24 protein-coding genes are annotated in these 22,513 nt (G+C 63.9%); 16 read left to right on the forward strand and 8 right to left on the reverse strand.

The features are described 5' to 3' along the window. Positions 1-37 precede the first annotated feature (37 nt). The 6 genes from ACP146_RS05350 to ACP146_RS05375 all read left to right on the forward strand — a co-directional run bounded on the left by ACP146_RS05350 (position 38) and on the right by ACP146_RS05375 (position 5,507). Positions 38-1,030 carry a dihydroxyacetone kinase subunit DhaK gene (locus ACP146_RS05350; RefSeq protein ID WP_422365733.1) on the forward strand — a complete coding sequence of 331 codons (993 nt, stop codon included), beginning with the start codon at positions 38-40 and terminating at the stop codon, positions 1,028-1,030. 7 nt (positions 1,031-1,037) lie between these two features. Continuing rightward, on the forward strand, positions 1,038-1,646 hold the full coding sequence (locus ACP146_RS05355; RefSeq protein WP_422365734.1) for a dihydroxyacetone kinase subunit L: 609 nt from the start codon (positions 1,038-1,040) through the stop codon (positions 1,644-1,646). Continuing rightward, the gene (locus ACP146_RS05360) at positions 1,643-3,157 is read left to right on the forward strand and encodes an FGGY-family carbohydrate kinase (protein ID WP_422365735.1); all 1,515 of its coding nucleotides are present in this window, start codon (positions 1,643-1,645) and stop codon (positions 3,155-3,157) included. The genes ACP146_RS05355 and ACP146_RS05360 overlap by 4 nt, the downstream gene beginning before the upstream one ends. Positions 3,158-3,210: 53 nt before the next feature. Beyond that, positions 3,211-3,657, forward strand: coding sequence for an RbsD/FucU family protein (locus ACP146_RS05365; RefSeq protein WP_422365736.1), 447 nt, complete (start codon positions 3,211-3,213; stop codon positions 3,655-3,657). A gap of 117 nt (positions 3,658-3,774) precedes the next feature. Continuing rightward, positions 3,775-4,605, forward strand: coding sequence for a class II aldolase/adducin family protein (locus ACP146_RS05370; protein WP_422365737.1), 831 nt, complete (start codon positions 3,775-3,777; stop codon positions 4,603-4,605). Continuing rightward, complete coding sequence (locus ACP146_RS05375; protein ID WP_422365738.1) at positions 4,602-5,507, forward strand: ribokinase; 906 nt, start codon at positions 4,602-4,604, stop codon at positions 5,505-5,507. Before ACP146_RS05370 ends, ACP146_RS05375 begins: the two co-directional genes overlap by 4 nt. 23 nt (positions 5,508-5,530) lie before the next feature. Here ACP146_RS05375 and ACP146_RS05380 read toward each other — a convergent pair whose 3' ends face one another. From ACP146_RS05380 to ACP146_RS05390, 3 genes are all read right to left on the reverse strand, one after another. Next, positions 5,531-5,959, reverse strand: a complete 429-nt coding sequence (locus ACP146_RS05380) for a truncated hemoglobin (protein ID WP_422365739.1) — start codon at positions 5,957-5,959, stop codon at positions 5,531-5,533. A 205-nt stretch (positions 5,960-6,164) separates the two neighbouring features. Continuing rightward, the gene (gene ppk2, locus ACP146_RS05385) at positions 6,165-7,103 is read right to left on the reverse strand and encodes a polyphosphate kinase 2 (RefSeq protein ID WP_422365740.1); all 939 of its coding nucleotides are present in this window, start codon (positions 7,101-7,103) and stop codon (positions 6,165-6,167) included. Positions 7,104-7,379: 276 nt separating this feature from the next. Then, complete coding sequence (locus tag ACP146_RS05390; protein ID WP_422365741.1) at positions 7,380-8,771, reverse strand: MBL fold metallo-hydrolase; 1,392 nt, start codon at positions 8,769-8,771, stop codon at positions 7,380-7,382. 163 nt (positions 8,772-8,934) lie between these two features. On the opposite strand from ACP146_RS05390, the gene ACP146_RS05395 reads away from it, so the two are divergent. Beyond that, on the forward strand, positions 8,935-9,528 hold the full coding sequence (locus ACP146_RS05395) for a TetR/AcrR family transcriptional regulator (RefSeq protein ID WP_422365742.1): 594 nt from the start codon (positions 8,935-8,937) through the stop codon (positions 9,526-9,528). Between the two features lie 31 nt (positions 9,529-9,559). On the opposite strand, the gene ACP146_RS05400 is transcribed toward ACP146_RS05395, so the two are convergent. From ACP146_RS05400 to ACP146_RS05410, 3 genes are read right to left on the reverse strand one after another with little or no spacing between them, the layout of a single operon-like run. Continuing rightward, on the reverse strand, positions 9,560-10,282 hold the full coding sequence (locus ACP146_RS05400) for a DUF2161 domain-containing phosphodiesterase (protein WP_422365743.1): 723 nt from the start codon (positions 10,280-10,282) through the stop codon (positions 9,560-9,562). Positions 10,283-10,326: 44 nt separating this feature from the next. Then, on the reverse strand, positions 10,327-10,857 hold the full coding sequence (locus tag ACP146_RS05405; RefSeq protein WP_422365744.1) for a rhodanese-like domain-containing protein: 531 nt from the start codon (positions 10,855-10,857) through the stop codon (positions 10,327-10,329). Positions 10,858-10,859: 2 nt separating this feature from the next. Next, positions 10,860-11,183, reverse strand: a complete 324-nt coding sequence (locus tag ACP146_RS05410; RefSeq protein ID WP_425032285.1) for an ArsR/SmtB family transcription factor — start codon at positions 11,181-11,183, stop codon at positions 10,860-10,862. 139 nt (positions 11,184-11,322) lie between these two features. Here ACP146_RS05410 and ACP146_RS05415 point away from each other — a divergent pair, with 139 nt between their 5' ends. Continuing rightward, a complete protein-coding gene (locus tag ACP146_RS05415; protein WP_422365746.1) occupies positions 11,323-12,234 on the forward strand; it encodes an MBL fold metallo-hydrolase in 912 nt (303 codons plus the stop codon). 6 nt (positions 12,235-12,240) lie between these two features. Here ACP146_RS05415 and ACP146_RS05420 read toward each other — a convergent pair whose 3' ends face one another. Continuing rightward, positions 12,241-13,173 (reverse strand): sugar kinase, encoded by a 933-nt coding sequence (locus ACP146_RS05420; protein ID WP_422365747.1) that lies wholly within the window; start codon positions 13,171-13,173, stop codon positions 12,241-12,243. Positions 13,174-13,329: 156 nt separating this feature from the next. Further along, a complete protein-coding gene (locus ACP146_RS05425; protein WP_422365748.1) occupies positions 13,330-13,551 on the reverse strand; it encodes a hypothetical protein in 222 nt (73 codons plus the stop codon). 748 nt (positions 13,552-14,299) lie between these two features. Between ACP146_RS05425 and ACP146_RS05430 the strand changes: the two genes are divergently transcribed. The 8 genes from ACP146_RS05430 to deoA all read left to right on the forward strand — a co-directional run bounded on the left by ACP146_RS05430 (position 14,300) and on the right by deoA (position 22,506). Next, entirely contained in the window at positions 14,300-15,307 is a 1,008-nt protein-coding gene (locus ACP146_RS05430) for a BMP family lipoprotein (RefSeq protein WP_422365749.1), read from the forward strand. Between the two features lie 113 nt (positions 15,308-15,420). Further along, complete coding sequence (locus ACP146_RS05435) at positions 15,421-17,013, forward strand: ABC transporter ATP-binding protein (RefSeq protein ID WP_422365750.1); 1,593 nt, start codon at positions 15,421-15,423, stop codon at positions 17,011-17,013. Beyond that, a complete protein-coding gene (locus ACP146_RS05440; protein ID WP_422365751.1) occupies positions 17,013-18,143 on the forward strand; it encodes an ABC transporter permease in 1,131 nt (376 codons plus the stop codon). The genes ACP146_RS05435 and ACP146_RS05440 overlap by 1 nt, the downstream gene beginning before the upstream one ends. 3 nt (positions 18,144-18,146) lie before the next feature. After that, positions 18,147-19,121 carry an ABC transporter permease gene (locus ACP146_RS05445; protein WP_422365752.1) on the forward strand — a complete coding sequence of 325 codons (975 nt, stop codon included), beginning with the start codon at positions 18,147-18,149 and terminating at the stop codon, positions 19,119-19,121. A 1-nt stretch (position 19,122) separates the two neighbouring features. Next, positions 19,123-19,530, forward strand: a complete 408-nt coding sequence (locus tag ACP146_RS05450) for a cytidine deaminase (RefSeq protein WP_422365753.1) — start codon at positions 19,123-19,125, stop codon at positions 19,528-19,530. Positions 19,531-19,572: 42 nt separating this feature from the next. Continuing rightward, positions 19,573-20,385, forward strand: a complete 813-nt coding sequence (locus ACP146_RS05455; protein WP_422365754.1) for a purine-nucleoside phosphorylase — start codon at positions 19,573-19,575, stop codon at positions 20,383-20,385. Next, positions 20,378-21,154 (forward strand): deoxyribose-phosphate aldolase, encoded by a 777-nt coding sequence (deoC, locus tag ACP146_RS05460; RefSeq protein ID WP_422365755.1) that lies wholly within the window; start codon positions 20,378-20,380, stop codon positions 21,152-21,154. The genes ACP146_RS05455 and deoC overlap by 8 nt, the downstream gene beginning before the upstream one ends. Next, on the forward strand, positions 21,154-22,506 hold the full coding sequence (gene deoA, locus ACP146_RS05465; protein ID WP_422365756.1) for a thymidine phosphorylase: 1,353 nt from the start codon (positions 21,154-21,156) through the stop codon (positions 22,504-22,506). The genes deoC and deoA overlap by 1 nt, the downstream gene beginning before the upstream one ends. Positions 22,507-22,513 lie beyond the last annotated feature (7 nt).

The following is a 22,513-nucleotide window of genomic DNA, read 5'->3' on the forward strand; positions in this document are numbered from 1 at the left end:
GGCCCTGTTCTGCCCGGCTTGTTTCAGGAGGCCCCAGATGAAAAAGATTCTGAACGATCCCTTCAGCTATGTGGACGAGATGTTGGAGGGGCTTTGTGCCGCGCATCCGGAGTACTATGTCCAGCCGGAACCGCGGGTGATTGCGCGCGCCGGCGGCGCGACCAAGGGCAAGGTCGGCATCGTCACCGGCGGCGGCTCGGGCCATTTGCCGATTTTTACTGGCTATGTCGGCAAGGGCCTGTTGGATGCGGCCGCGATCGGTGATGTCTTTGCCTCGCCCTCGGTCGAGCAGATGGCCGGTTCCATGCGCCAGGCCGACGGCGGTGCGGGGATTCTGCGCCTCTACGGCAACTACGGCGGCGATGTGATGAACTTCGATATGGCCGGCGAGATGCTGGAGATGGAGGACGTATCTTCGACCACCGTGGTCCTCGCCGACGACATCGTCTCTGCGCCGCCGGAGGAGGCTGCCAAGCGGCGCGGCGTTGCCGGCATGGTCTATGCTTTCAAGTGCGCGGGCGCCAAGGCCGAAGAAATGGCCGACTTGGTGGAAGTAACGCGTGTCGCCCAGAAGACCGCCGATGCCTGCCGCTCCATCGGCATGGCGCTCACCCCCTGTACCGTGCCCCAGGCCGGCAAGCCGACCTTCGAGATCGGCGACGACGAGATGGAGATGGGCATGGGCATTCACGGCGAGCCGGGCATCTGGCGCGACAAGCTGAAACCCGCCGACGCCATCACCGACGAGATGATCGACCGCCTGCTGGCCGACATGCCCTTGGGCTCTGGCGACCGCATTTCGCTGATGGTGAACAGCCTCGGCGCGACACCGCCGGAGGAGCTCTACATCATGTACCGGCGGGCGAAGGCGCGACTGGAAGACGCCGGGGTAACCATCGTCATGCCGCTGGTCGGCCGCTACGGCACTTCAATGGAGATGACCGGTGCCACGGTCACCTGGTGCCGGCTGGACGATGAACTGGAAACGCTCTTGAAAGCGCCGGCGGACTGCGCTTTCTGGCGGGTCTGAGGACGCCATGGGCGCGCTCACGAGTGCGAGCTTGAAGGCGGCGCTTCCCGGCCTCGCCGCGCATCTGGAATCCCAGGCCGCCTTTTTGAACGAAGCCGATGCGAAGCTCGGCGACGGCGATCTCGGCGTCACCCTGCAGCGCGGCGGGCGCGGCCTGATTGAGATCGCGGAAGACCTGCCGGCGGATGTCGGCATGGCCTTCATGCGCTGCGCCCAGGCCTTCACCAAGATTTCCGGATCGAGTTATGGAACCCTTCTGGCCACCGGCCTGATGGCGGCGGCTAAGGCCTGCAAGGGCCAGGAGGCCATCGCCTGGTCCCGCGTGCCGGGACTGCTTGGCGATGCCCAGGCGGCCATGATGGTGCGCGGCAAGGGGGCCTTGGGCGAGAAGACAGTGCTGGACACGCTGGAGGCGGCGCGCCACGCCGTGGAGGGGCTCGACGAGCCCGGGGCGCAGTTGGAAGCGGCGCTCAAGGCGACCGAAGAAACTCTGGATCGCCTGCGCGACCAACCCGCCCGCCAGGGCCGGGCGCGCATGTTCGGCGAAAAGTCGGTCGGTCTCGACGATCCGGGGATGCTTGCCTTTCGCTGTCTCATCGAAGGGCTGAAACGATGATCGGCGGTCCCTACGTCATCGGCGTCGACGGCGGTACGGAATCGCTGCGCGCCGGTGTTTTCGATCTGCAGGGGCGGCCCCTGGCTTTCGCCGCGACACCCTATCGCACTGAGTTCCCGCAGCCGGGCTGGGCCGAGCAGAACCCGGCGGACTGGTGGGCGGCCATCGGCTCTTCGGTGCGCCAGGCGGTGCAGGAGGCGGGGATCGACCCGACGGCGGTCGCCGCTCTTTCCGTCGATACAACCTGCTGCAGTGTCGTGGCTTTGGATGAGGCGGGGCAGGCCCTGCGTCCAGCGCTGATCTGGATGGATGTACGCTCGTCGGCGGAGGCGGACAGTGTTGTGGCCAGCGGCGATGCGGCGCTGAAGATCAACGGCGGTGTCGCCGGGCCGGTCTCGGCGGAATGGATGATCCCCAAGGCGCTCTGGCTGCAGCGGCACGAGCCCGAAGTCTTCGAGAAGGCGGCGACGGTCTGTGAGTACCAGGACTACCTGAACTTCCACCTGACTGGCCGGCGGGTGGCGAGCATCAACAACGCAGCGATCCGCTGGCATTACCTGGCGCAGGACGGCGGCTTTCAGCCGGGCCTGCTGAACAAGCTCGGGCTCGATGCGCTGCTGGAAAAATGGCCGGCGGAGGTGGTGCCTCTGGGTCAGGTGATCGGTGGACTGACGGCAACGGCCGCGGAACACCTGGGCTTGCCGCCTGATCTGCCTGTGGCTCAGGGGGGCGCCGATGCCTTCATCGGCATGATCGGGTTGGGGGTCGTAAAGCCCGGTTCGCTGGCTTTCCTGACCGGCTCGTCCCACCTGCAACTCGGCCTCAGCGACAAGCCGTTTCACGGCGCAGGTGTCTGGGGCACTTATGCCGATGCCGTCATTCCCGGCCTGCATGTGGTTGAGGGCGGGCAGACCTCTACCGGCTCTGTGGTGAAGTGGTTCCGCGACCTGCTGGGCGGCGGTGTGACCTACGACGATCTGAATGAAGAAGCGCGGGATCTGCCGCCGGGCTGCGAAGGCCTGATCGTGCAGGATCACTTTCAGGGCAATCGAACGCCGCATACCGACCCGCTGTCGCGCGGCGCCTTTACCGGCCTCAGTCTGAAGCACAGCCGCGGTCACATGTTTCGGGCGATCATCGAAGGCATCGCCTTCGGCAGTGAGTTGATCCTGGAGACCATGCGCGGACGCGGGTTCGAGCCGCGGGAGATCGTCATCGCCGGCGGGGCGACTCGCTCCGATCTCTGGCTGCAGATCCATGCCGATGTTTCGAACGTTCCCCTGAAGTTGACCAAGGTCCCGGATGCGCCGAGCCTGGGTTCCGCCATTCTGGCGGCTGTTGCCGCCGGGCAGTTCCCGGATATCGCAGCAGCGGCGGAATCAATGGTGTCGGTTGAGCGGGTGGTGGAGCCGAATCCTCACACCCATGAGGCCTACCGGCCATACTATGAGGCTTACAAGCGCGCCTATCCGGCGCTCGCCGGGATCGCCCGGCCGCAAGGGGACCGCTGACGGGCTGACGGCCCGGGGCAAGAATGCCGCCGCGCAAGAGGGAGAGACCGACCATGCTGAAGAACATCGATCCGACTTTGAGCCCGGACCTTCTGCAGGTGCTGGCCGCCATGGGGCACGGCGATGACATTGTCGTTGTGGATGCGAATTTCCCGGCGGATTCGGTGGCGCGGCAAACGGTGACCGGAAAGCTCATCCGCCTGGATGGTGTCGACGCTGTCCAGGCCGTCTCTGCCATCCTCTCCGTCTTCCCGCTCGACAGCTTTGTCGAGGCACCGGCGCGGCGCATGGAGATCGTCGGTGCGCCGGATGAAATTCCCGAGGTCCAGCAGGAGGTCCAGCGGGAGATCGATGACGCTGAGGGGCAGGCCCTGCCGATGGCTTCCGTCGAACGCTTTGCCTTTTATGAGGAGGCCAAAAAGGCCTACGCGGTGGTGGCGACCACCGAGGGCCGCGCCTATGGCTGCTTTATGCTGAAGAAGGGCGTGATTTTCTTTTGAGTCTCTGGAAAGGCGGTCGGCAGGCGACCGCAAAACCCTTTCCCGGCCGCGGTTGAACCGTCATAGCCCGACGGATAGAGTGCGGCTTCCACCATCCATCCGAGGAATAAGGGCACCATGGCCGCGCTCAAGCATCTTTCCCTACGTAAAGCGATTATTGCTGCTTGCCTGAAAATGAACGAACTGGGCATCAACCAGGGGACGTCCGGCAATATCTCCGCGCGGATCGATGGCGGCTTCCTGATCACCCCTTCCGGCATCCCTTACGAGAAAATGAAGCCCGAACAGATCGTCCAGATGGATCTGGGCGGCGGTTACTTCGGCGAGTATCTGCCGTCGAGCGAGTGGCGGATGCACTATGACATCTATCTGAACAAACCGGATGCCAGTGCCGTCGTTCACACCCATGCCACCTATTGCACGGCCCTGGCCTGTCTGCATGAGCGTATTCCCGCCTTCCATTACATGATCGGCGTGGCCGGCGGCACCAACATCCGCTGTGCCGACTATGCCACCTTCGGCACCCAGGAGCTTTCGGGCCATATGCTGAAGGCTCTGCAGGGCCGCAGCGCCTGCCTTTTGGCCAATCACGGCATGATTTGCTTCGGCAAGGACCTGGACAAGACCCTCTGGCTGGCGGGTGAGGTGGAAACCCTGGCCCAGCAATACTGGACCGCCCGGCAGATGGGCAAGCCGACCATCCTTTCCAAGCGCGAGATGGCGACGGTGCTGGCCCGCTTCAAAAGCTACGGCAAGCAGGCGAAGGATCTCGCCAAGGGCGAGGCCCTGGCGGTCGAACCGCCGCCGCGCCGTGATGGTGCCGCTGCCTCGAAAACCGGCCCGGTAAAGAAAACAGCGAAAGCACGAAGCAAGAAACCGGCGTCGCCGCGCCGGCCGGCGGCGCGCAAGCGAACGGCGAAGAAACCGGTCAAGGCGCCTGCCGCATGATCACCGTCTTCGGTTCGCTTTCTGCCGATCTGGTGGCTCAGGTGAAACACCTGCCGACACCGGGGGAGACCGTGACCGGTCCGTCTTATACCGTGGTTCCCGGTGGCAAGGGCGCCAATCAGGCTTTGGCTGCGGCCCTGGCCGGCGCCCCGGTGCGGATGGTCGGCGCGGTCGGCAGCGACGGCTTCAGGGAAATGGCCCTCAGCGGCATGCAGAAGGGCGGGGTCGACCTGACCGCCATGGCCGACAGCCCGGAGAAGACCGCCTGTGCCTTCATCGCCGTCGATGCCCAGGGTGAAAACCTGATCTTTGTCGCCAGCGGTGCCAATCTGGATGCCAGGGCTGCGCAGCTGCAGGACGTGTCTTTGAGCGAAGGTGACGTTCTGCTGCTGCAGATGGAGGTCACCCATGCCGAAAACTGGAAGGCCATCGAGATTGCCAAAGCCAAGGGCGTGAAAGTGGTCCTCAATCTGGCGCCGGCCGGGCCGATTCCCGAGGATAGCCTGCGCCGGCTCGATGTGCTGGTGGTGAACGAGACGGAGGCCGGGCAATTGGGGGAGCAACTGGGGCTAAGCGACCAGGACCCCGAAGCCATCGCCGCAAAGATCGCCGCCGATTTCGATCTGGATTGCATTGTCACGCTGGGGCCGGCGGGCGCCCGTTCCTTCGGGCCCTCAGGCCGCTTTTCGGTGCCTTCCCTGGCTATCGATGTCGTCGATACCACGGCGGCGGGGGATGCCTTTGTCGGTGCCTTCGCCGCCGGGCTCGACCAGGATCTGACGATGGAGCAGGCCCTGCGCCAGGGTGCCGTGGCAGGCAGCCTGGCCTGCCGCGCCGTCGGCGCCCAGCCCAGCCTGCCGAATCGCGAGGAAATCGCAGCACACCTTGCAGATCTTTCCTGAACGGCAAGTCTTGCTTAGTCGGCTTACGGTAGGGCCGGCTTCTCGACTACCAAGACAGCTTCATTGTTGTAGCGCTGCTCGCAGTCTTCCACAGAGGCTTTGACCAAGGCCTTTTTCATGCGCATGTAATAGTCCAGCCAACGCGCCATCAAGTCCGGTCGTACGCTGGCCTCGACAAGGGATTGCTTCAGAAGATCGTGGCGGGCCAGGAACACCTCTTCGGTGATGAACATATGCTTGTGGGCGCTTCTGGGCAGCTTTCCCGCGTAAACCTTCGGGCCGCCGAAAAGACCGGCCATGAAATCGCTCTGCTGTGCTTCCAGATGCGGACGCGGTACGCCGTCGAAGAATCCCTTGAGCCATGAGTCGCTTAAGAGCTTGCCGTAGAAGATGCGGTGAACCTTTTCCAGACAGGCCATGCCGCCGAGTTCGTCAAACAGTGTGTCTGCCATGGTCGGGCTTCCCGCAGTCGGCGTTCGGTCCGGCCATCGCAGCCAAGGTCGGACAGCTTCATCCTAGCGGGCTGCCATAAACAATTTGCTAAGTGCGCTTGGCGTAAAGCGTGGGCCCTCAATCACCCGGGGGTTTTGCAGACTCCGCCCTGGGGGGTGTCCCTCAGCATGTCGAAAGTTACCTTTCTGCGGCTTGTGGGCCTGTTCAGAACACCTCCGGCACGAAGTTCTGGTGCTCGATCGGCGGCCTGACGTAGCCGACGGGTTCCTGGCGCGGCGGAAGCGTCACCGGTCGCGGCGTCAGATCCTCGTAGGGGATCATGCTGAGCAGGTGGTTGATGCAGTTGAGGCGCGCCCGCTTCTTGCTGTCGGCGTTCACAACAAACCAGGGCGCCCGGCTGATGTCGGTATGCAGGAACATATCGTCCTTGGCCTTGGAATACATGAACCAGCGGCTGCGTGATTCCAAATCCATGGGGCTGAGTTTCCAGCGCTTGGTCGGATCGTGGATGCGGGCCTGGAAGCGGCGCTCCTGTTCCTCGTCGCTGACCGAGAACCAGTACTTGATCAGAATGATGCCGGAGCGGATCAGCATGCGCTCGAACTCGGGGCAGGAGCGCAGGAACTCGCGGTATTCGTCGTCGGTGCAGAAATCCATCACCCGCTCAACGCCGGCGCGGTTGTACCAGCTGCGATCGAAGAGGATCATTTCGCCCTCGGCGGGCAGGTGCGGAACGTATCGCTGGAAGTACCATTGGCCGCGTTCCCGCTCCGTCGGCGTGCCTAGCGCGACAACCCGGCAGACCCGCGGGTTGAGGCTCTGGGTGATGCGCTTGATGACGCCGCCTTTGCCAGCCGCGTCACGGCCTTCGAAGACGACCACGACTTTCAGACGGCGGTCCTTGATCCATTCCTGAAGCTTCACCAGCTCGATCTGCAGGCGCGCCAGTTCTCTTTCGTAGACTTTGTTCTTGATGGCCTTGCCGTTCGATGCCGCAACCTTCTCTGGGGCTGGTTTCTGCCCGCTATTGGCCGCCTGTGCGCTCTTCATCTTGGCTTTGCCGGCTCCCGCGGCACTTGGCGTCCTGGCCTTGCGCTTTCGGCCGTTTCCTTTGGCGCTTTTGCCCGCTGTCGCTTTCGTCATTCCGATTCTCCCTGGCTTACGGCTTTCTCCGCCTGCGTGTACCTGCTTGTCAGCGTGATCCCCCACCCGCTGGCCCGCCACGGTCTCAAACCAGCTTCCAATTGTCAGTCTGGGAGTCCGCGACACCGCGGCGGGACCAAAACGCTATCAGATCGATTAGTCGAAGGCGAATCGCGGTCTGTTCGCAACCGCAGAAGCGCAGGGCTTTGCCTGCTTCGGCGCTCCCAGAGGAGGCCTCGTCCCGTGTCATGGGAACGAAGGCCCCAACTGTCCGGCCTATCTAAAAGCAGCGCTGCCCTGAACTTCGGCACCACGCTGTTCGGCAACGATGCCGGCAACCGCACTCAGCACCTCAATGCGGGCATTGCCGCCGACGCCGTGCCAATGCGGATAACGTCCCTCCAGATCAAAAGCGATGGCTGCGGCTTCCTCGCCGGTCAGGAGGCTGTCGTCAATGGCTGCCGAAACAGCGGCATCCAAGGCTTCCAGGTAGCTGCGCTGGGCCTCAAGCCGGACATCCAGTGGCCCGTGTTTGCCGTGACCGATGTAAACGCTTGTCTGCGCTGGGAAGCGATCTTCGATGTCGTCAAGCTGGGGCAGCCAGTTGTCCAGGCTTTCCAGAGGCGCAGGGACGAAGCCGTCGTTGATCAGGTCGCCTGCGAAAAGGATTCCTTGGTTGCGCAGATAGAGCATAGAGGTCACCTCGGCCTCGCTGGGTCCCATTTTATGGACTTCGAAACGCAGACCGCCGAGTTCGACAACATCGCCGTCGTCGATCACCCGGTCCGGCAGGTTGTCGCTGATCACTTGCTGTGAGGGAAAGATATCGCCGTGCCGGGCCTTGCGTGCGGCGTTGTAGCCGCGGCTGTCTTCGCGCATGGAACGGGTGGTCTCTGCCGCGGCAAAGACCGGGACGTCAGGAAAGGCTGCCTTGAAGGTCGGGAGCCCGCCGTAGTGATCGGTATGAGCATGGGTGACAAAGATACCCAGCACCGGTTTGTCCAGCCGCTGAATATGACGAACGGCGCGCTCCGCTTCGGGCACGACACGCTGGGCATCGATCACGATCACACCCTGATCGGTCTCGATCCAATGGGTATTGGCACTGTCGACGAGTTTAGGTTGCGAGGCAAAGCTATGCACGGTGACGCTCTCGCTGGCTATGGCAGGTAAAGAGACGGTCGCGAAGGCCAGAGCGATAGCCCCGGCGCCCATGGCGGGCAAAGTGGTCGAGACGCCGTCTTTGGCCGGGTTCTTGGTTGGTCGGCGCAAAACCAGCAGCGTGTCGCGCTCGCGCAACAGGAACAGCACGAACAGCAATCCCAGAACCGGCACCGCCGCCCAAAACAGGTGGTTCGGCGGTGAGAACGGGTCCATCAGGCTGGGTATGGTGGAAACCACTGAGATACTGTGCATGACCAGCAGCGCGCCGTAGGTCCAGAACCGCAGAAGTCCGGCCATGAAGGCAAGAACGACGGCCCCCTGCAGAATGCCGGTGGCCAGCAGCACTTCGTCGGAAGGGGAGGAGAAGTAAAAGGTCTCATAGACCCGCCTGGCAATGTCTGGGGCCAGAATCTTTTCCAAGGCCCAGACGAGAAAGAAGGCGCCGGTCGAAAAGCGCAGGATGGTCAGACTCAAGGTCAGCCGGCGGTCGCTGGATATGGACATGGCTTGTTCTCCTTGTGGCTTGAGGGCCGACAAGCGGCCCGGTAAGCAAGGAGATTGTGATGTTTGACATTCATGTCAAACATAGTTTTTACTGCGAGATATCCAAACCCATCACGGCTGCGTGAGCCGCAGCGATGGGGCGGCTCTACGGAGGAGGGCCCCTATGGCTGGCGTGCGGCAGTTTGACGAAGACGAGGTCCTGGAGGCGGTCATGCAGACTCTCTGGGCCAGAGGCTATGCCGAAACAACGATGGCCGATCTTGCCGCGGCAGCCGGCGTGCAGCGGGGCAGCCTCTATCACGCCTATGGCGACAAGGAGACACTGCTGCTGAAAGCGCTGGATCGCTACGGCACCCACTATGGCGCCGCCACCCGGAAGGCTCTGGCCGACCCGGACCCGCGCAAGGCACTCGAGGGTTTTTTTGAAACTCACCTGGCGCGGATGGCGGCACCGTCTAACCCGGCGGGCTGCCTGATGTGCCAGACGGCGATGGAATGCGGCGGGCGCGATCCGGCTCCGGCGAAAGTCGTTCGCAAGCAGTTTTTGCGCACCGAAGCGGCGCTTAAGGATACGCTGGATCGCGCCACGGCTGCGGGCCTGCTGGCCGAGGGGGCCGACACGCGTGCCCTTGCGCGTTTCTTTCTCGGCGTCTCCCGCGGGATGGCGGTGATGCACAAGGCCTACGGGGATCTGTCCGCTGCCCGTGATGCAGCAAAAACGGCCCTGACGGTGCTGCAGTCGCCGCCGGCAAAATAGTTCGGACGATCGGGTTTGGACCCTCAAGCGCTTATCGTGATGCTTCTCCATCGAGACTGGCGACGACGTCGGCGAAGGTCTGTAAGGCTTCTTCGCCCTTGGGCGAAAGCGCATAAACGCCGCGCTCGACGCGCTGGAACCAGCCGTAAACGTCGCGCTGCAGGATGGCCGCGGCCTTTTCAACCGAACTGAGTTTCGCCACCTCGGCTGCCTTCGTCGCCCCCTGGCTCTGCAGCAGGACGGCGCAGCGCAGGGCGCGCTGGCGGTAGGCGGTGACGATGGGTCGGCGGGTCTGGCCGCCGGTGTTGGGGTCGCCGACGCGGTGGGCGAACTCCTTCAGCAAGAGTGCCTGGCGTTTGCGGTTGGGCCGTGGCCGGTAGGGCAGGGGGTCGAGCAGGGGTTCGACCAGGGGTGGCGCCTTGGCGCTTCCTTCGTGCACTGCCAGCAGGCCGAGGCCCAGACGGCGGCAGAGTTTCAGGATGCCGCGCCGCTCACGCCGCCAGAGGCTGTTGCGGGCCGGCTTTTCGGCAACCGCCACCGCCAGATAGACATGATCGCTCAGCGCCAGACGGTCGATGCCTTGCAACACAAGAGGCAGGGTGAAGCCTGTCTTCAGTTCGACGATGACAGGGGGTTCGTCACCGCGCCGGGCGATCAGATCGCAGCCGCGGACCTCCGCCTTCACCTCATAGCCCTGGCCTTCAAAGAAGGTTTTTACCGGGCCGTAGAGGTCCTCTTCTCTCTCGAATCGCACGCCTGGGAGTCTAGCCCCGGGCCTGCCGTTAGGCCAGGGGCCGGTCAGTTTGTGATGGGGCGGTTCCAGGGCATCAGGCCCAGCAGGTTTGCCATGGCGCAGGTGCCCGAGATGCCGGCGAAGGTCAGCCCGGCGCCGACGAAGCCGGAGAGCGCGAAGAACCAGGGCGAAAACGCGAAACCGAGAACAACACCGATCAGAACCATCAGCCCGGCGGTCATTTGTACCTGGCGCTGTATTGAAATCGGCACCTTGCGGTTCACCAGGGTTTTCAGCCCGGCCTTCTTCCAGCCTGCCAGGCCCTGGTCGAGCTGATAGACCTCGGCAAAGGCGGTGCCCAGAATGTGGGGTGCGGCCTCGGCGGTCCGCGCGCCGCTGGCGCAGTGAAAGATTGCCACTTTGTCCCGGTCGTCGGGGAAATCGGCGCCGTCGAAACCCGACAGGGGAATGTGATGGGCACCGGGCACATGTTCGCGGGCAAACTCATCGCTCTCGCGAATGTCGATCAGGATGGCTTTGCCGTCGTCCAGCAGGGTCGCGGCGTCTCCGGCGGTGATTTTGTTCAAGGCGGCCATCTCTACATTCCCCCCGGTTGGGTTTTAGGCGCTGCTTTGGCCGGCGCGCAGAACAGCTCGTAGAGCAGGGCGATGACGGCCTGGGCTTCGCGGCCGATCAGACGGTAGTGGATCGACCGGCCGTCGCGCCGCGCTGCGACCAGCCCGTCCTTGCGCAGCAGGGCCAGTTGCTGGGAGACGGCGGCCTGTCGCAGGCCGAGTTCCTCCGAAAGGTGGCCGACGGTCTTTTCCGCCTCGGCAAGCTGACAGAGAATCATCAGCCGGTTCTCGCTGGAGAGCGCCTTCATCAGTTCGGCCGCACGGGTCGCCGAGGCCTGCATTTCCATAACATTCATAGTTTCAGATATATGAATATATAATAAGCCTGTCAAGGGCCCGCCGCGTTTGCCGGGATTGCCCTGAACCGCGGCGGCGGGCTAAGGATGAGGCTTATGAGAAAAGGTTGGCTCTGGGAGTGAGGGACGGATGAAAGAGAGTGCTGCAGGCGGGGCGGGCGGCCAGTCCGGGCCGGACGTCAAACCGGAGGTCGAGGCTTTCTTCGATGAAACCACCTTCACCGTCAGCTACGTGGTCGCCGACCCTGCAAGCGGTCGCGCCGCGGTCATCGATTCCCTGCTGGACTACGATCCGAAGTCCGGGCGCAGCGCGACGACTTCTGCCGACCGCCTGATCGCTTTCCTGCGCGAGCGCAGCTACGGCGTCGACTGGATTCTGGAAACCCACGTTCATGCCGATCATCTCTCGGCTGCGCCTTATCTGAAGCAACAGCTTGGCGGAGAGATCGGTATCGGTGCCCAGGTCTGCCGGGTTCAGGACGCCTTCAAGGCAATCTATAACCTGAAAGACGATTTCGTTGCCGACGGTAGCCAGTTCGACCGCCTGTTCAAGGACGATGAGACCTTTGCCATCGGCGGGCTTCAGGCGCGGGTGATGGCGACCCCGGGGCATACGCCTGCCTGTATCACCTATGTGATCGGCGATGCCGCCTTTGTCGGCGATACGCTTTTCATGCCGGACTACGGCTCGGCGCGGACCGACTTCCCCGGCGGCGATGCGCGGCAGCTTTATCACTCGGTAAAACGCATTCTCTCCCTGCCGAGCGAGACGCGCCTTTTCATGTGTCACGACTACAAAGCGCCCGGCCGCGACGTTTTTGCCTGGGAGACGACGGTCGCCGCGCAGCGTTCCGACAACGTCCACATCCATGACGGGGTGAACGAGGAAGAATTCGTCGCCCTCCGTGAAGGCCGCGATGCCGGCCTGTCCATGCCGGTTCTCCTGCTGCCGGCGGTTCAGGTGAATATGCGCGGCGGCCGGTTCCCGCCGGCGGAGGAAAACGGCGTCTCCTACCTGAAGATTCCGGTGAACGGGGTCTGACCTGTCTCAGGCGGGAATGATCGCACCTTTGGTTTGAATCACCCGGGCGGCGAGGCGATGGCCGGCGCGGGCCGACTCTTCCGGGTCCGCGCCGTTCAGGCGGGTGGCCAGATAGCCGCCGTTGAAGGAATCCCCGGCCGCCGTGGTGTCGACCGGATGGGCAACCGTCTCTCCCGCGACCCGGCTCTGCTTTCCCTCCAGGCTGATCAGGCAGGGCGTGCCGCCGCACTTCACGATGACCTCACGGACCCCGAGGCCGTGCAGCCGTTCCGCCGTCGCTTCGGGGGAGGCGTCGTCGAACAGAGCCACCTCGTCTTCATGGGTGGGCAGGGCGAGGTCGGCCAGGGAGAGCGTGCGTCTCACCGCCTCTTGAGCCTCGGCCCGGTCCTGCCAGAGGCGCGGCCTGTAGTTGGTATCGAACGCGATCCGGCTGCCGCCTTGGCGCAGCCTTGCCAGCAATCCGTAGAGCCGTTCACGGCTGTCGGCGTCCAGAATTCCCAGAGTGATGCCGGAGAGGTAGATCAGGTCGAAGCCGGCAAGAGCGGCAGCAAGGCGCGGCGCTGCCTCAGCCTGCAGCAGATCGCGCGCCGCCGCGGCGCTGCGCCAGTAGTGAAAGGTCCTTTCGCCCGCCGCGTCGGTGCGGATGATGTAAAGCCCTGGCAGCTTGCCGGGCAGTCTGGCCACCAGGTCGGTTTTCAGCTTCTCCGCCTGCCAGGCCGCCAGCATCTCGGCGCTGAAGGGGTCGTCGCCCAAGGCGGTGACGTAGTGGACCTCACCGGCGCCCTTGGGAAGGGAGCGGGCCAGATAAACAGCCGTGTTCAGGCTGTCGCCACCGAAGGTGCGCTGCATTGCGCCGTAACCGCCTGCCGCACGGTCGTTCGGGCCCGCGCTTTCCGACAGCTCGATCATGCATTCGCCAAGGCTTGCAATGCGCAACATGGGTTTTCCCCGCTTCTTATCGTTACCGCCACCCAACTGCGACCGCCGGGCGGCGGCGCAGAGGGCATAGGCAATAGCGGCTGAGAAGCGTTGCGGCAAGCGCCCGGGACGACGATCCGGTTCCCGGTGTCAGGCTTGGGGGGCAGCTTGGGAGTATCAGGCGGCCCGGCGCTGTTTGGTGATGCTGTTGGTGAAACCTGGATTGAGACGTTGGCGGCCCAGGGCGACCGCGGCGCGGACGTCGTCGCTGGTCAGCCCGTCACGTTGCAGCAGGGTGATCACCACGGGATCGTCGAGCAGGTCGTCGACCGTCGGCTCGCCATGGATCCAGGCGGAGGCGTGGCCGGAGCGGCGGGGGGCTGCAAAGGGTTCGGTCATTCAGATGGCCTTTCCGAATATCATAGACTTGCGGTGAATTTCCGTTCTTGTCGCGGTTTTCGCGATCGCCCCTTTCCGCACATATTGGACCATAGGCATGAGAATGATCTGACCTATTTGTGACAATTCTGTCATGGCGGCAAATCGTTAGGTTGCCTGCTTCAGATTCTGGGCGAGCTACCGGCGATGGAATGACGGCGCAGCGCATTTGCCTGGGAAATTATGACGGGATTGTCATGCGGCGGACCCATCTTCCTAACAAATGGGGGTTAGTTTTTCGTTATCGCAGGCAGTCGTCGAGAACTCTGCGGATTTCGGTGGCCGCGAGATGGTGGCGGGGCCTTAAGCTCAGTGATGATCCCGCCATTCGGCCTCTCCGCGCTGCCGGGTCTTGCCGCTCTTCCTGCGATGAACGAGTTCCGAGTTCCGGTCTTATCCCCCAAGCCGGAATACCCCATCGGAACGTCCGGGCGGCGCCGTCCGCCGGGACATCCGGACCCGGGGCCCGTCCGAGGTAAGGGCCTCACGGTGGTTTAGAACCCTAGCCGACTTGCCGGACCTCCCCTTGGGGGCGGCCCGGCACTTTTTTGCCGCCATGCCAAGCCCCGGCTGCGGGCAATTTCAACTGGCGCTTCTGTGCGATCATGGTAGCGTAGTCGCTTAGACGCGGCAGAATCCGGGCCTTTTCCGGATAAAAGCGGCGTTACGCGATGAAGCTAAAAAACAAGAACTCAGGCGAGGCATCTTCATGTTACGCACAATCACAGCCGCCACCGCGGCTCTGGTCCTTTCCACATCCATGGCCGTCAGTGTTGCCGGCGCCGCAGACATCAAGCCGGCGGTCATTTTCGACATGGGCGGAAAGTTCGACAAATCTTTCAACGAAGGCGTCTTCAACGGCGTCGAGAAATTCAAGGAGGAGACCGGTGTCTCCTACCGCGAATTCGAAGTCACCAACGAAACCCAGCGCGAACAGGCGCTGCGGCGCATGGCGCAGCGCGGTGCCGATCCGATCATCGGGGTCGGCTTTGCCCAAGCGCCCGCCCTTGAAAAGGTCGCCAAGGAGTTTCCCGACACCCGCTTTACCATCATTGATGCCGTGGTCGATCTGCCGAATGTCCGCTCGGTGGTTTTCAAGGAGCACGAGGGGTCCTTCCTGGTCGGTATGATCGCCGCCCTGAAGTCCGAATCGGGTAAGGTCGGCTTCGTCGGCGGCATGGACATTCCGCTGATCCGCAAGTTCGCCTGCGGCTACGAGCAGGGCGCCAAGCACGTCAATGGCAATGCCGAGGTCCTTCAGAACATGACCGGCACCACCCCGGCGGCCTGGAACGACCCGACCCGGGGTTCGGAACTCGCGAAAAGCCAGTTCGGGCGCGGCGTGGATGTGGTCTATGCCGCGGCCGGCGGTACCGGCATCGGCGTCTATCAGACGGCCAAGGACAGCGGCAAGTTCGCGATCGGCGTCGATTCCAACCAGAACCATCTGCAGCCGGGCACCATGCTGACCTCCATGCTGAAGCGTGTCGACGTCGCCGCCTATAAGGCATTCAAAGACGCCAACGATGGCACCTGGGGGCCCGGCATCCAGGTGCTGGGGCTTGCCGAAGACGGCGTGGGCTGGGCGCTTGACGAGAACAACCAGGACCTGATTTCCGCCGACATGAAGGCGAAGGTCGAGGCCGCAGCCGCTGATATCGTCGCGGGCAAGCTCTCCGTGCATGATTACATGAGCGACAATAGCTGCAGCTACTAGGCACGTCCTGGGGCTAACCATCCTGTCGGATGCCCGGCGGCGATCATGGCGATGCGGTTTGACCGCCCTTCGCCGTGATCCCGCCGGGGCTCCGGCCGGTGCGGGATCTTCTCTTGTCTGATCCAGAAATACAAAATCAGGACGATGTCCGCTCGCTGGGGACGGACGCTCCCCCCGCGATCGAACTGCGCGACATCAACAAATCCTTTGGGCCGGTGCGGGCGAACAAGAATGTCTGCCTCAGCGTCAAACCCGGTGCGATCCACGGCATTATCGGCGAGAACGGGGCCGGTAAGTCGACACTGATGAGTATCCTCTACGGTTTCTACGAAGCCGACAGCGGGGAGATCCTGATTGGCGGAAAGCCGGCCACGATCCGCTCTTCCCGCGATGCCATCTCAGCCGGCATCGGGATGGTCCATCAGCACTTCATGCTGGTGGACAACATGTCGGTGGTCGAGAACATCATGCTGGGGGCGGAATCCGGCGCCATCCTGACCTCCAGTGTGGCGGCGGCGCGCGCTGAACTGGAGCGTCTGGAGCGGGATTACAGCCTGGACGTCGATCCCGACGCACTCGCCGGCGACCTGCCCGTCGGCCAGCAGCAGCGGGTGGAAATCCTGAAGGCGCTTTATCGCGGCGCTGAGATTCTTATTCTCGATGAGCCCACCGGCGTGCTGACGCCGCAGGAAACCGATCAGTTGTTCCGAATTCTGGATTCCCTGCGCAAGCAGGGCGTCACCATCGTGCTGATTACCCACAAGCTGCGGGAAATCATGGCTGTGACCGACGATGTCTCGGTCATGCGCGGCGGCGAGATGATCGCCCACCGCGAGACGGCGCAAACCAACAAGGAAGAACTGGCGGAGTTGATGGTTGGGCGCAAGGTCCTGCTGTCGCTGGACAAGGCCGCACCCCAGGCCGGGGAGACGGTGTTGGCGGTCGAAGGCCTGACCTTCGTCGATAAGGCCGGTGTGCCCAGGGTGGACAACATCAGCTTTTCCGTCCGTGCCGGCGAAATCGTCGGTATCGCCGGGGTTTCCGGCAACGGACAGAGTGAGCTGCTGGAACTGCTGTCCGGCGTCCGTCCGGTAACCGCCGGCGGCTTTTCCCTGATGGGCGAACGGTTTTCGGCCAGCCGGCGTCTCGACCCGGCAAAGATGCGTGATCTGAAGGTCGCCCATGTTCCCGAGGACCGCCTGCGCAGTGGCCTGGTGCGAACCTTTGCCGCCGAGGAGTCCGCTGTTCTCGGTTACCACCGCGATGCGGCTTATAACGGCGCTGTCTTCACCAAGCGCGATGCGATCCAGCAGGACTGCGCCACGAAGATGACGGACTTCGATGTGCGGCCGCCGAACCCCAAACTCAAGACCGCCAACTTCTCGGGCGGCAACCAGCAGAAGCTGGTCCTGGCGCGTGAAATCTCGCGTGATCCGCGCCTGTTGCTGGTCGGCCAGCCGACCCGCGGTGTCGATATCGGCGCCATCGAGTTTATTCATCGCAACATCGTCGCCATGCGCGATGCCGGCTCCGCCGTCCTTTTGGTCTCCGTCGAGCTGGACGAGATCATGTCGCTCAGCGACCGCATTCTGGTGATGTTCGAGGGGCGTATCGTCGGCGAGGTGCCGGCCCACGAGGCGGACGAGCGTCTGCTCGGCCTGATGATGGCCAACGCGGCGCCGGAACGCAGCGAGGCGGCGGGCTGATGGCGGCGGCACCGGGAAAGATTCCGCGCTGGGTCGATGTCGCCCTGATTCCTCTCGTCAACATCGCACTCGCCTTCATCGTCTCGGGCTTCATCCTCTGGACCATCGATGTCGATCCGCTGACGGCGCTGAAGACCATTCTCGTTGGCGCATTCGGCTACAGCGACGCCATCGGCTACACGCTCTACTACACGACCAACTTCGTCTTCACCGGGCTTGCCGTGGCTGTGGCCTTTCATGCCGGCCTCTTCAATATCGGCGGCGAGGGGCAGGCCTATATCGGCGGGCTCGGCGTCGGCCTGGGTATTCTGTTGGTCGACAGCAGCCTTCCATTCCTTTTAATCCTGCCTATCTCGATCCTCCTGGCCGCTGCTTTCGGCGCCGCCTGGGCGGCCGTTCCGGCTTATCTGCAGGCCTATCGCGGCAGCCACATCGTCATCACCACCATCATGTTCAATTTCATCGCCGCAGCGCTGATGGTCTATCTGATGGTGAACGTGCTGATCCAGCCCGGTTCCATGTCGCCGGAGAGCCGGGAGTTCGCGCCGGAAGGCCAACTTCCCTTCATGCACGAGGTCTTCGGCTGGTTCGGCATCGCGGTCACACCGTCACCGCTCAATCTCTCGGTGGTCTGGGCGGCAATCTGCTGTGTGCTGGTCTGGGCCTTCATCTGGCGCACCCGCTGGGGCTACGAAATCCGCACCGTGGGCGCCAACGAGACCGCCGCGGTTTACGCCGGGATCGATCCGCGCCGGGTGATCATGCTGGCGATGTGCGTCTCCGGCGCTCTGGCCGGCTTTGTCGGCATCAACGAAATAATGGGCGTGCACCACCGCCTGCTGCTGAACTTCACTGCCGGCTACGGCTTTACCGGCATCGCCGTTTCACTGATGGGGCGCAACCATCCGATCGGGATCGTGCTCGCCAGCCTGCTGTTCGGCATGCTCTACCAGGGCGGCGCGGAGCTGGCCTTCGAAGAGCCCAAGGTAACCCGCGAACTGGTGGTGACCATCCAGGGGCTGGTGATTCTCTTCTCCGGCGCCTTGGCTTACATGATGAAGGGCCCGATCGAGCGGGCCTATCTGCGCATTGCAGGCGGCCTCGGCCGCCCGGCCGGGCAGGAGGGCTGAGCCATGGCGGACCTGCTGTTCAACCTGCTGCTCTCCGTCGATGCCACTTTCCGGGTGGCAACGCCCCTGGTGCTCTGTGCCATGGCCGGCTTCTTTGCCGAACGCTCCGGCGTGGTCGACATCGGGCTGGAAGGCAAGATGCTGGCCGCCGCCTTTGCTGCGGCAGCGGTTGCCGCGGTGACCAACTCCGCCTGGCTGGCGCTGGGGGCCGGGATGGCGGTTTCGGTGGCCTTGGCTCTGCTGCACGGCTTTGCCTGCATTACCCACCGCGGCGATCAGGTGGTCAGCGGGGTGGCCATCAACATCCTGGTATCCGGTCTCACCGTGGTGCTGGGCATCGCCTGGTTTGCGCGCGGTGGGCAGACGCCCTCGGTCGGCAACGAAGCGCGTTTCACCCCGATCAACTGGCCGGGCGCCGAGGCGCTGGCCGATGTACCTGTTATCGGAGGGCTCTACAGTGAACTGCTCTCTGGCCACAACCTTCTGGTCTATGTCGCCTTCCTGATCGTGCCGCTCACCTGGTGGATCGTTTACCGCACCCGTTTCGGCCTGCGCCTGCGCGCGGTGGGTGAGAACCCCAACGCCGTGGACACCGCGGGGATTTCGGTCAGCGGCCTGCGCTACGCGGCAATGGGCTGCTGCGGCCTGCTTTGCGGTATCGCTGGCACCTACCTCTCCATCGCCCAGAACGCCGCCTTCGTGCGCGATATGACGGCGGGGCAGGGCTACATTGCCCTGGCGGCGATGATCTTCGGCAAATGGCGTCCGGTTCCGGCCATGCTGGCCTGCCTGATGTTCGGCTTCCTCGATGCCGTCGCGATCCGCCTCCAGGGTGTTGTGGTGCCGGTGATCGGGCCTATCCCGGTTCAATTGATTCAGGCTTTGCCCTACGTGCTGACCGTGGTTCTGCTCGCCGGCTTCATCGGCAAGGCGGTGGCGCCGAAGGCCAGCGGCATTCCTTATGTGAAGGAGCGCTAGGGTGGCGGACAAAGCGGACCCGCAAGCGCTTGTCGAAGCGGCCATCGCGGCCATGGACAAGGCTTATGCGCCCTACTCGAATTTCCCTGTTGGGGCTGCGTTGCGTGGTTCGGGCGGCGGGCTCTATGTTGGCTGCAACGTTGAAAATGCCGCCTATCCCCAGGGCTGGTGTGCCGAGACCTCGGCCATCGCGGCCATGGTGATGGATGGTGAGCAACGCATTGCCGAGATTGCGGTGGCCGGGCGGGGCGAAGCCCTGGTCACGCCTTGCGGCGGTTGCCGTCAACGGTTGCGGGAGTTTGCCCGCGACGATCTCGTGGTACACATCTGTGGACCTGAGGGGCTGCGCAAGACCGTCACTTTGGGCGAACTGTTGCCCTGGTCGTTCGGCCCGGAGAACCTCACCTAGAGCGGATTCCAGGGCTGCGTTTGTTTGGAAAAGGGGCTGTCCATGTTTGAGGAAGCGGTCGCCACCGCCGCAAGCATCCGCGCGCGCGCGCAAGCCGTGCCGCAGGTTGCGCTGGTGCTGGGCTCCGGGCTCGGGGCCGTGGCCAAGGCCCTGGACGACCCCCAGGTCATTCCCTATGCCGATCTGCCCGGATTCCCGCGCCCTTCGGTCGCCGGCCACGGCGGGAATCTGGTTTTGGGCGAAATCGCCGGGTTGCCGCTGGCCGTGCTCCAGGGGCGGGCGCACTACTATGAGCATGGCCGGGCCGATGGGATGAACCTGGCGCTGGCAACGTTGAAGGAACTGGGCTGCCAGCAGCTCATCCTCACGAATGCGGCAGGCTCCCTGCGCCAAGAGGCCGGGCCCGGCAGCCTGATGTTGATCGCCGACCACATTAACTTCGCCGGTGTTTCGCCGCTCTTCGGCCTTGACGGCAATGCGCGCTTTGTCGATCTGGTCGATGCCTACGATCCCGACGAGCGAAGGCGTATCAAAGCCGTCGCCGAACGGCTGGGCGTTCCTCTATCCGAAGGTGTATACGTTTGGTTCTGCGGGCCTCACTTCGAGACTCCGGCGGAGATAAAGGCGGCGCAGATCCTGGGCGGTGATGCCGTCGGGATGTCGACGGTACCGGAGGCCATCGTGGCGCGCATGCTCGGTCTGAAGGTCACGGCGATCTCGATGATCACCAACCTGGCGGCGGGGCTGTCGGATCAGGTGATTTCTCATGATCAGACCATGCAGGCGGCAAGCGGTGCTGCTGCCGACATGACCCGTCTTTTGACGGCCTACCTTGAGGAGCTTGGCAATGGCTGAAGACCATTCAGACATGAAGGCCGTGGCGGCGAGGGCCCTGGGCCTGCTCGATCTGACCAGCCTGAACGACGACGATGATGAGGCGGCGGTGGATGCCCTTTGTGAAAGGGCGCGCGGCCCGCATGGACCGGTGGCCGCGGTCTGCGTCTGGCCGCGCTTTGTTGCCCAGGCCGCCAAGCGCCTGCATGGCAGCGGTATCAAGGTGGCGGCGGTGGCCAACTTCCCGGCCGGCGGCGATGACCTGGCCCTGGCGCTCAGCGACACCAGGGAAATCATCGCCGCGGGCGGCGACGAGGTGGACCTGGTGATGCCCTACCGGCGCTGGCTCAAGGGGGACCGCGACTTTGCCAAAGAGATGATTGCATCCTGCAAGCGCGCCTGCGGTGACAAAGCCCGGCTGAAGGTCATCCTGGAGACCGGCAGCCTCGGGGACTCTGCGAAGATTTATGACGCAAGCTGCGATGCCATCGCCGCCGGAGCCGACATGATCAAGACCTCGACCGGCAAGACCGCTGTCTCAGCCACCTTGGAAGCGGCGGAGGCCATGCTCTGCGCAATCAAGGATACCGGCCGCGACGTCGGCTTCAAGGCGGCGGGCGGCATCCGCGATACGGCGGCGGCGGGCGACTATCTCGCCCTGGCCGACCGCATCATGGGCGCCGACTGGGCCGATCCCTGGCGTTTCCGCTTCGGTGCCTCGGGGGTTCTGAACGATCTCCTGGCGGTGCTCGGCGACGGCAGCCGGCCGGCGGCGACGGAAAGCTACTGATGGACTTTCTGCCGCAGGAGATCATTCGCCGCAAACGCGATGGGGAAGAACTCTCCAATGCGGAGATCAGTCATTTCGTAACCGGTATCGCCGACAAGAGCATCAGCGAGGGGCAGGTGGCGGCCTTCGCCATGGCGGCCTTCCTGCGCGGCATGACACGGGAAGAGGCGGTGGCGCTGACCCGGTCGATGACCAACTCCGGCCAGCGCCTGAACTGGGACGATCTGGACCTGCCCGGCCCTTGCCTGGACAAGCACTCCACCGGTGGGGTCGGTGATAAGGTCAGTCTCATCCTCGGGCCGCTGCTGGCCGCCTGCGGCGCCTTCGTGCCGATGATCTCGGGCCGCGGTCTGGGCCATACCGGCGGTACTCTGGACAAGCTGGATTCCATTCCCGGCTATAATACCGCTCCGGATATCGGCGGTTTCCGCCATGCGGTGAAGTCGGCCGGCTGCGCCATCATCGGCCAGACCGCCGATCTGGCACCGGCGGACCGGCGGCTCTATGCGGTACGCGACGTAACGGCGACGGTGGAATCCCTGCCTTTGATCACGGCGTCGATCCTGTCCAAGAAGCTGGCGGCCGGGCTGCAGGGCCTGGTTATGGACGTGAAGACCGGCAGCGGCGCTTTTGCGGCATCGCAGGAAGAGGCGCGCGAACTGGCGGAAAGCCTCGTCTCGGTTGCCTGCGGCGCCGGCTTGCCGACCACCGCGCTGATTACCGACATGAACCAACCTTTGGGCGCCGCCGCCGGGAACGCCCTGGAAGTTGCCGAGTCGGTAGCGATGCTCACCAGCGGCAAGGGCGATGGCCGGCTCCGTTCCCTGGTGCTGGCGCTGGCGGTGGAGATGCTGCTGCTGGGCGGTCTGGCGGCGGATCGCTCGGTGGCGGAAGCCAAGGCCGAGGCGGCGCTTGCCTCCGGCCGGGCGGCCGAGTGTTTCGGCGCCATGGTGGCCGCCCTGGGCGGGCCGGCGGACTTTCTTGAGAAAGCCGATACCTACCTGCCCAAGGCGCCGGTGCAGCAGACGGTGACCGCCGATGCGTCCGGACGGCTCGTTGGTTGCGAGACCCGGGATGTCGGCCTGGCGGTGATTGGCCTGGGCGGCGGGCGCAAGCGGGTTGAGCAGGAAATCGATTATGCGGTCGGTTTCAGCGACATAGCGCCGCTGGGCACGGCTCTGGAACCCGGCGATCCGCTGGCCGTGGTCCATGCCGCCAGCGCCGAGGATGCGAAGATTGCCGCCAGACACTTGCGGCGGGCCTTCATCTTCGGTCAGACTAAGATCGATATGGAAACTGACGCCGCCGCCGCGCCGATCGTTCTGCAGCGCATCGCCGCGGAAGACGTCTAAAGGGCCG

Source organism: Pelagibius sp., assembly GCF_965249265.1.
Classification (GTDB): Bacteria; Pseudomonadota; Alphaproteobacteria; order Kiloniellales; family Kiloniellaceae; genus Pelagibius.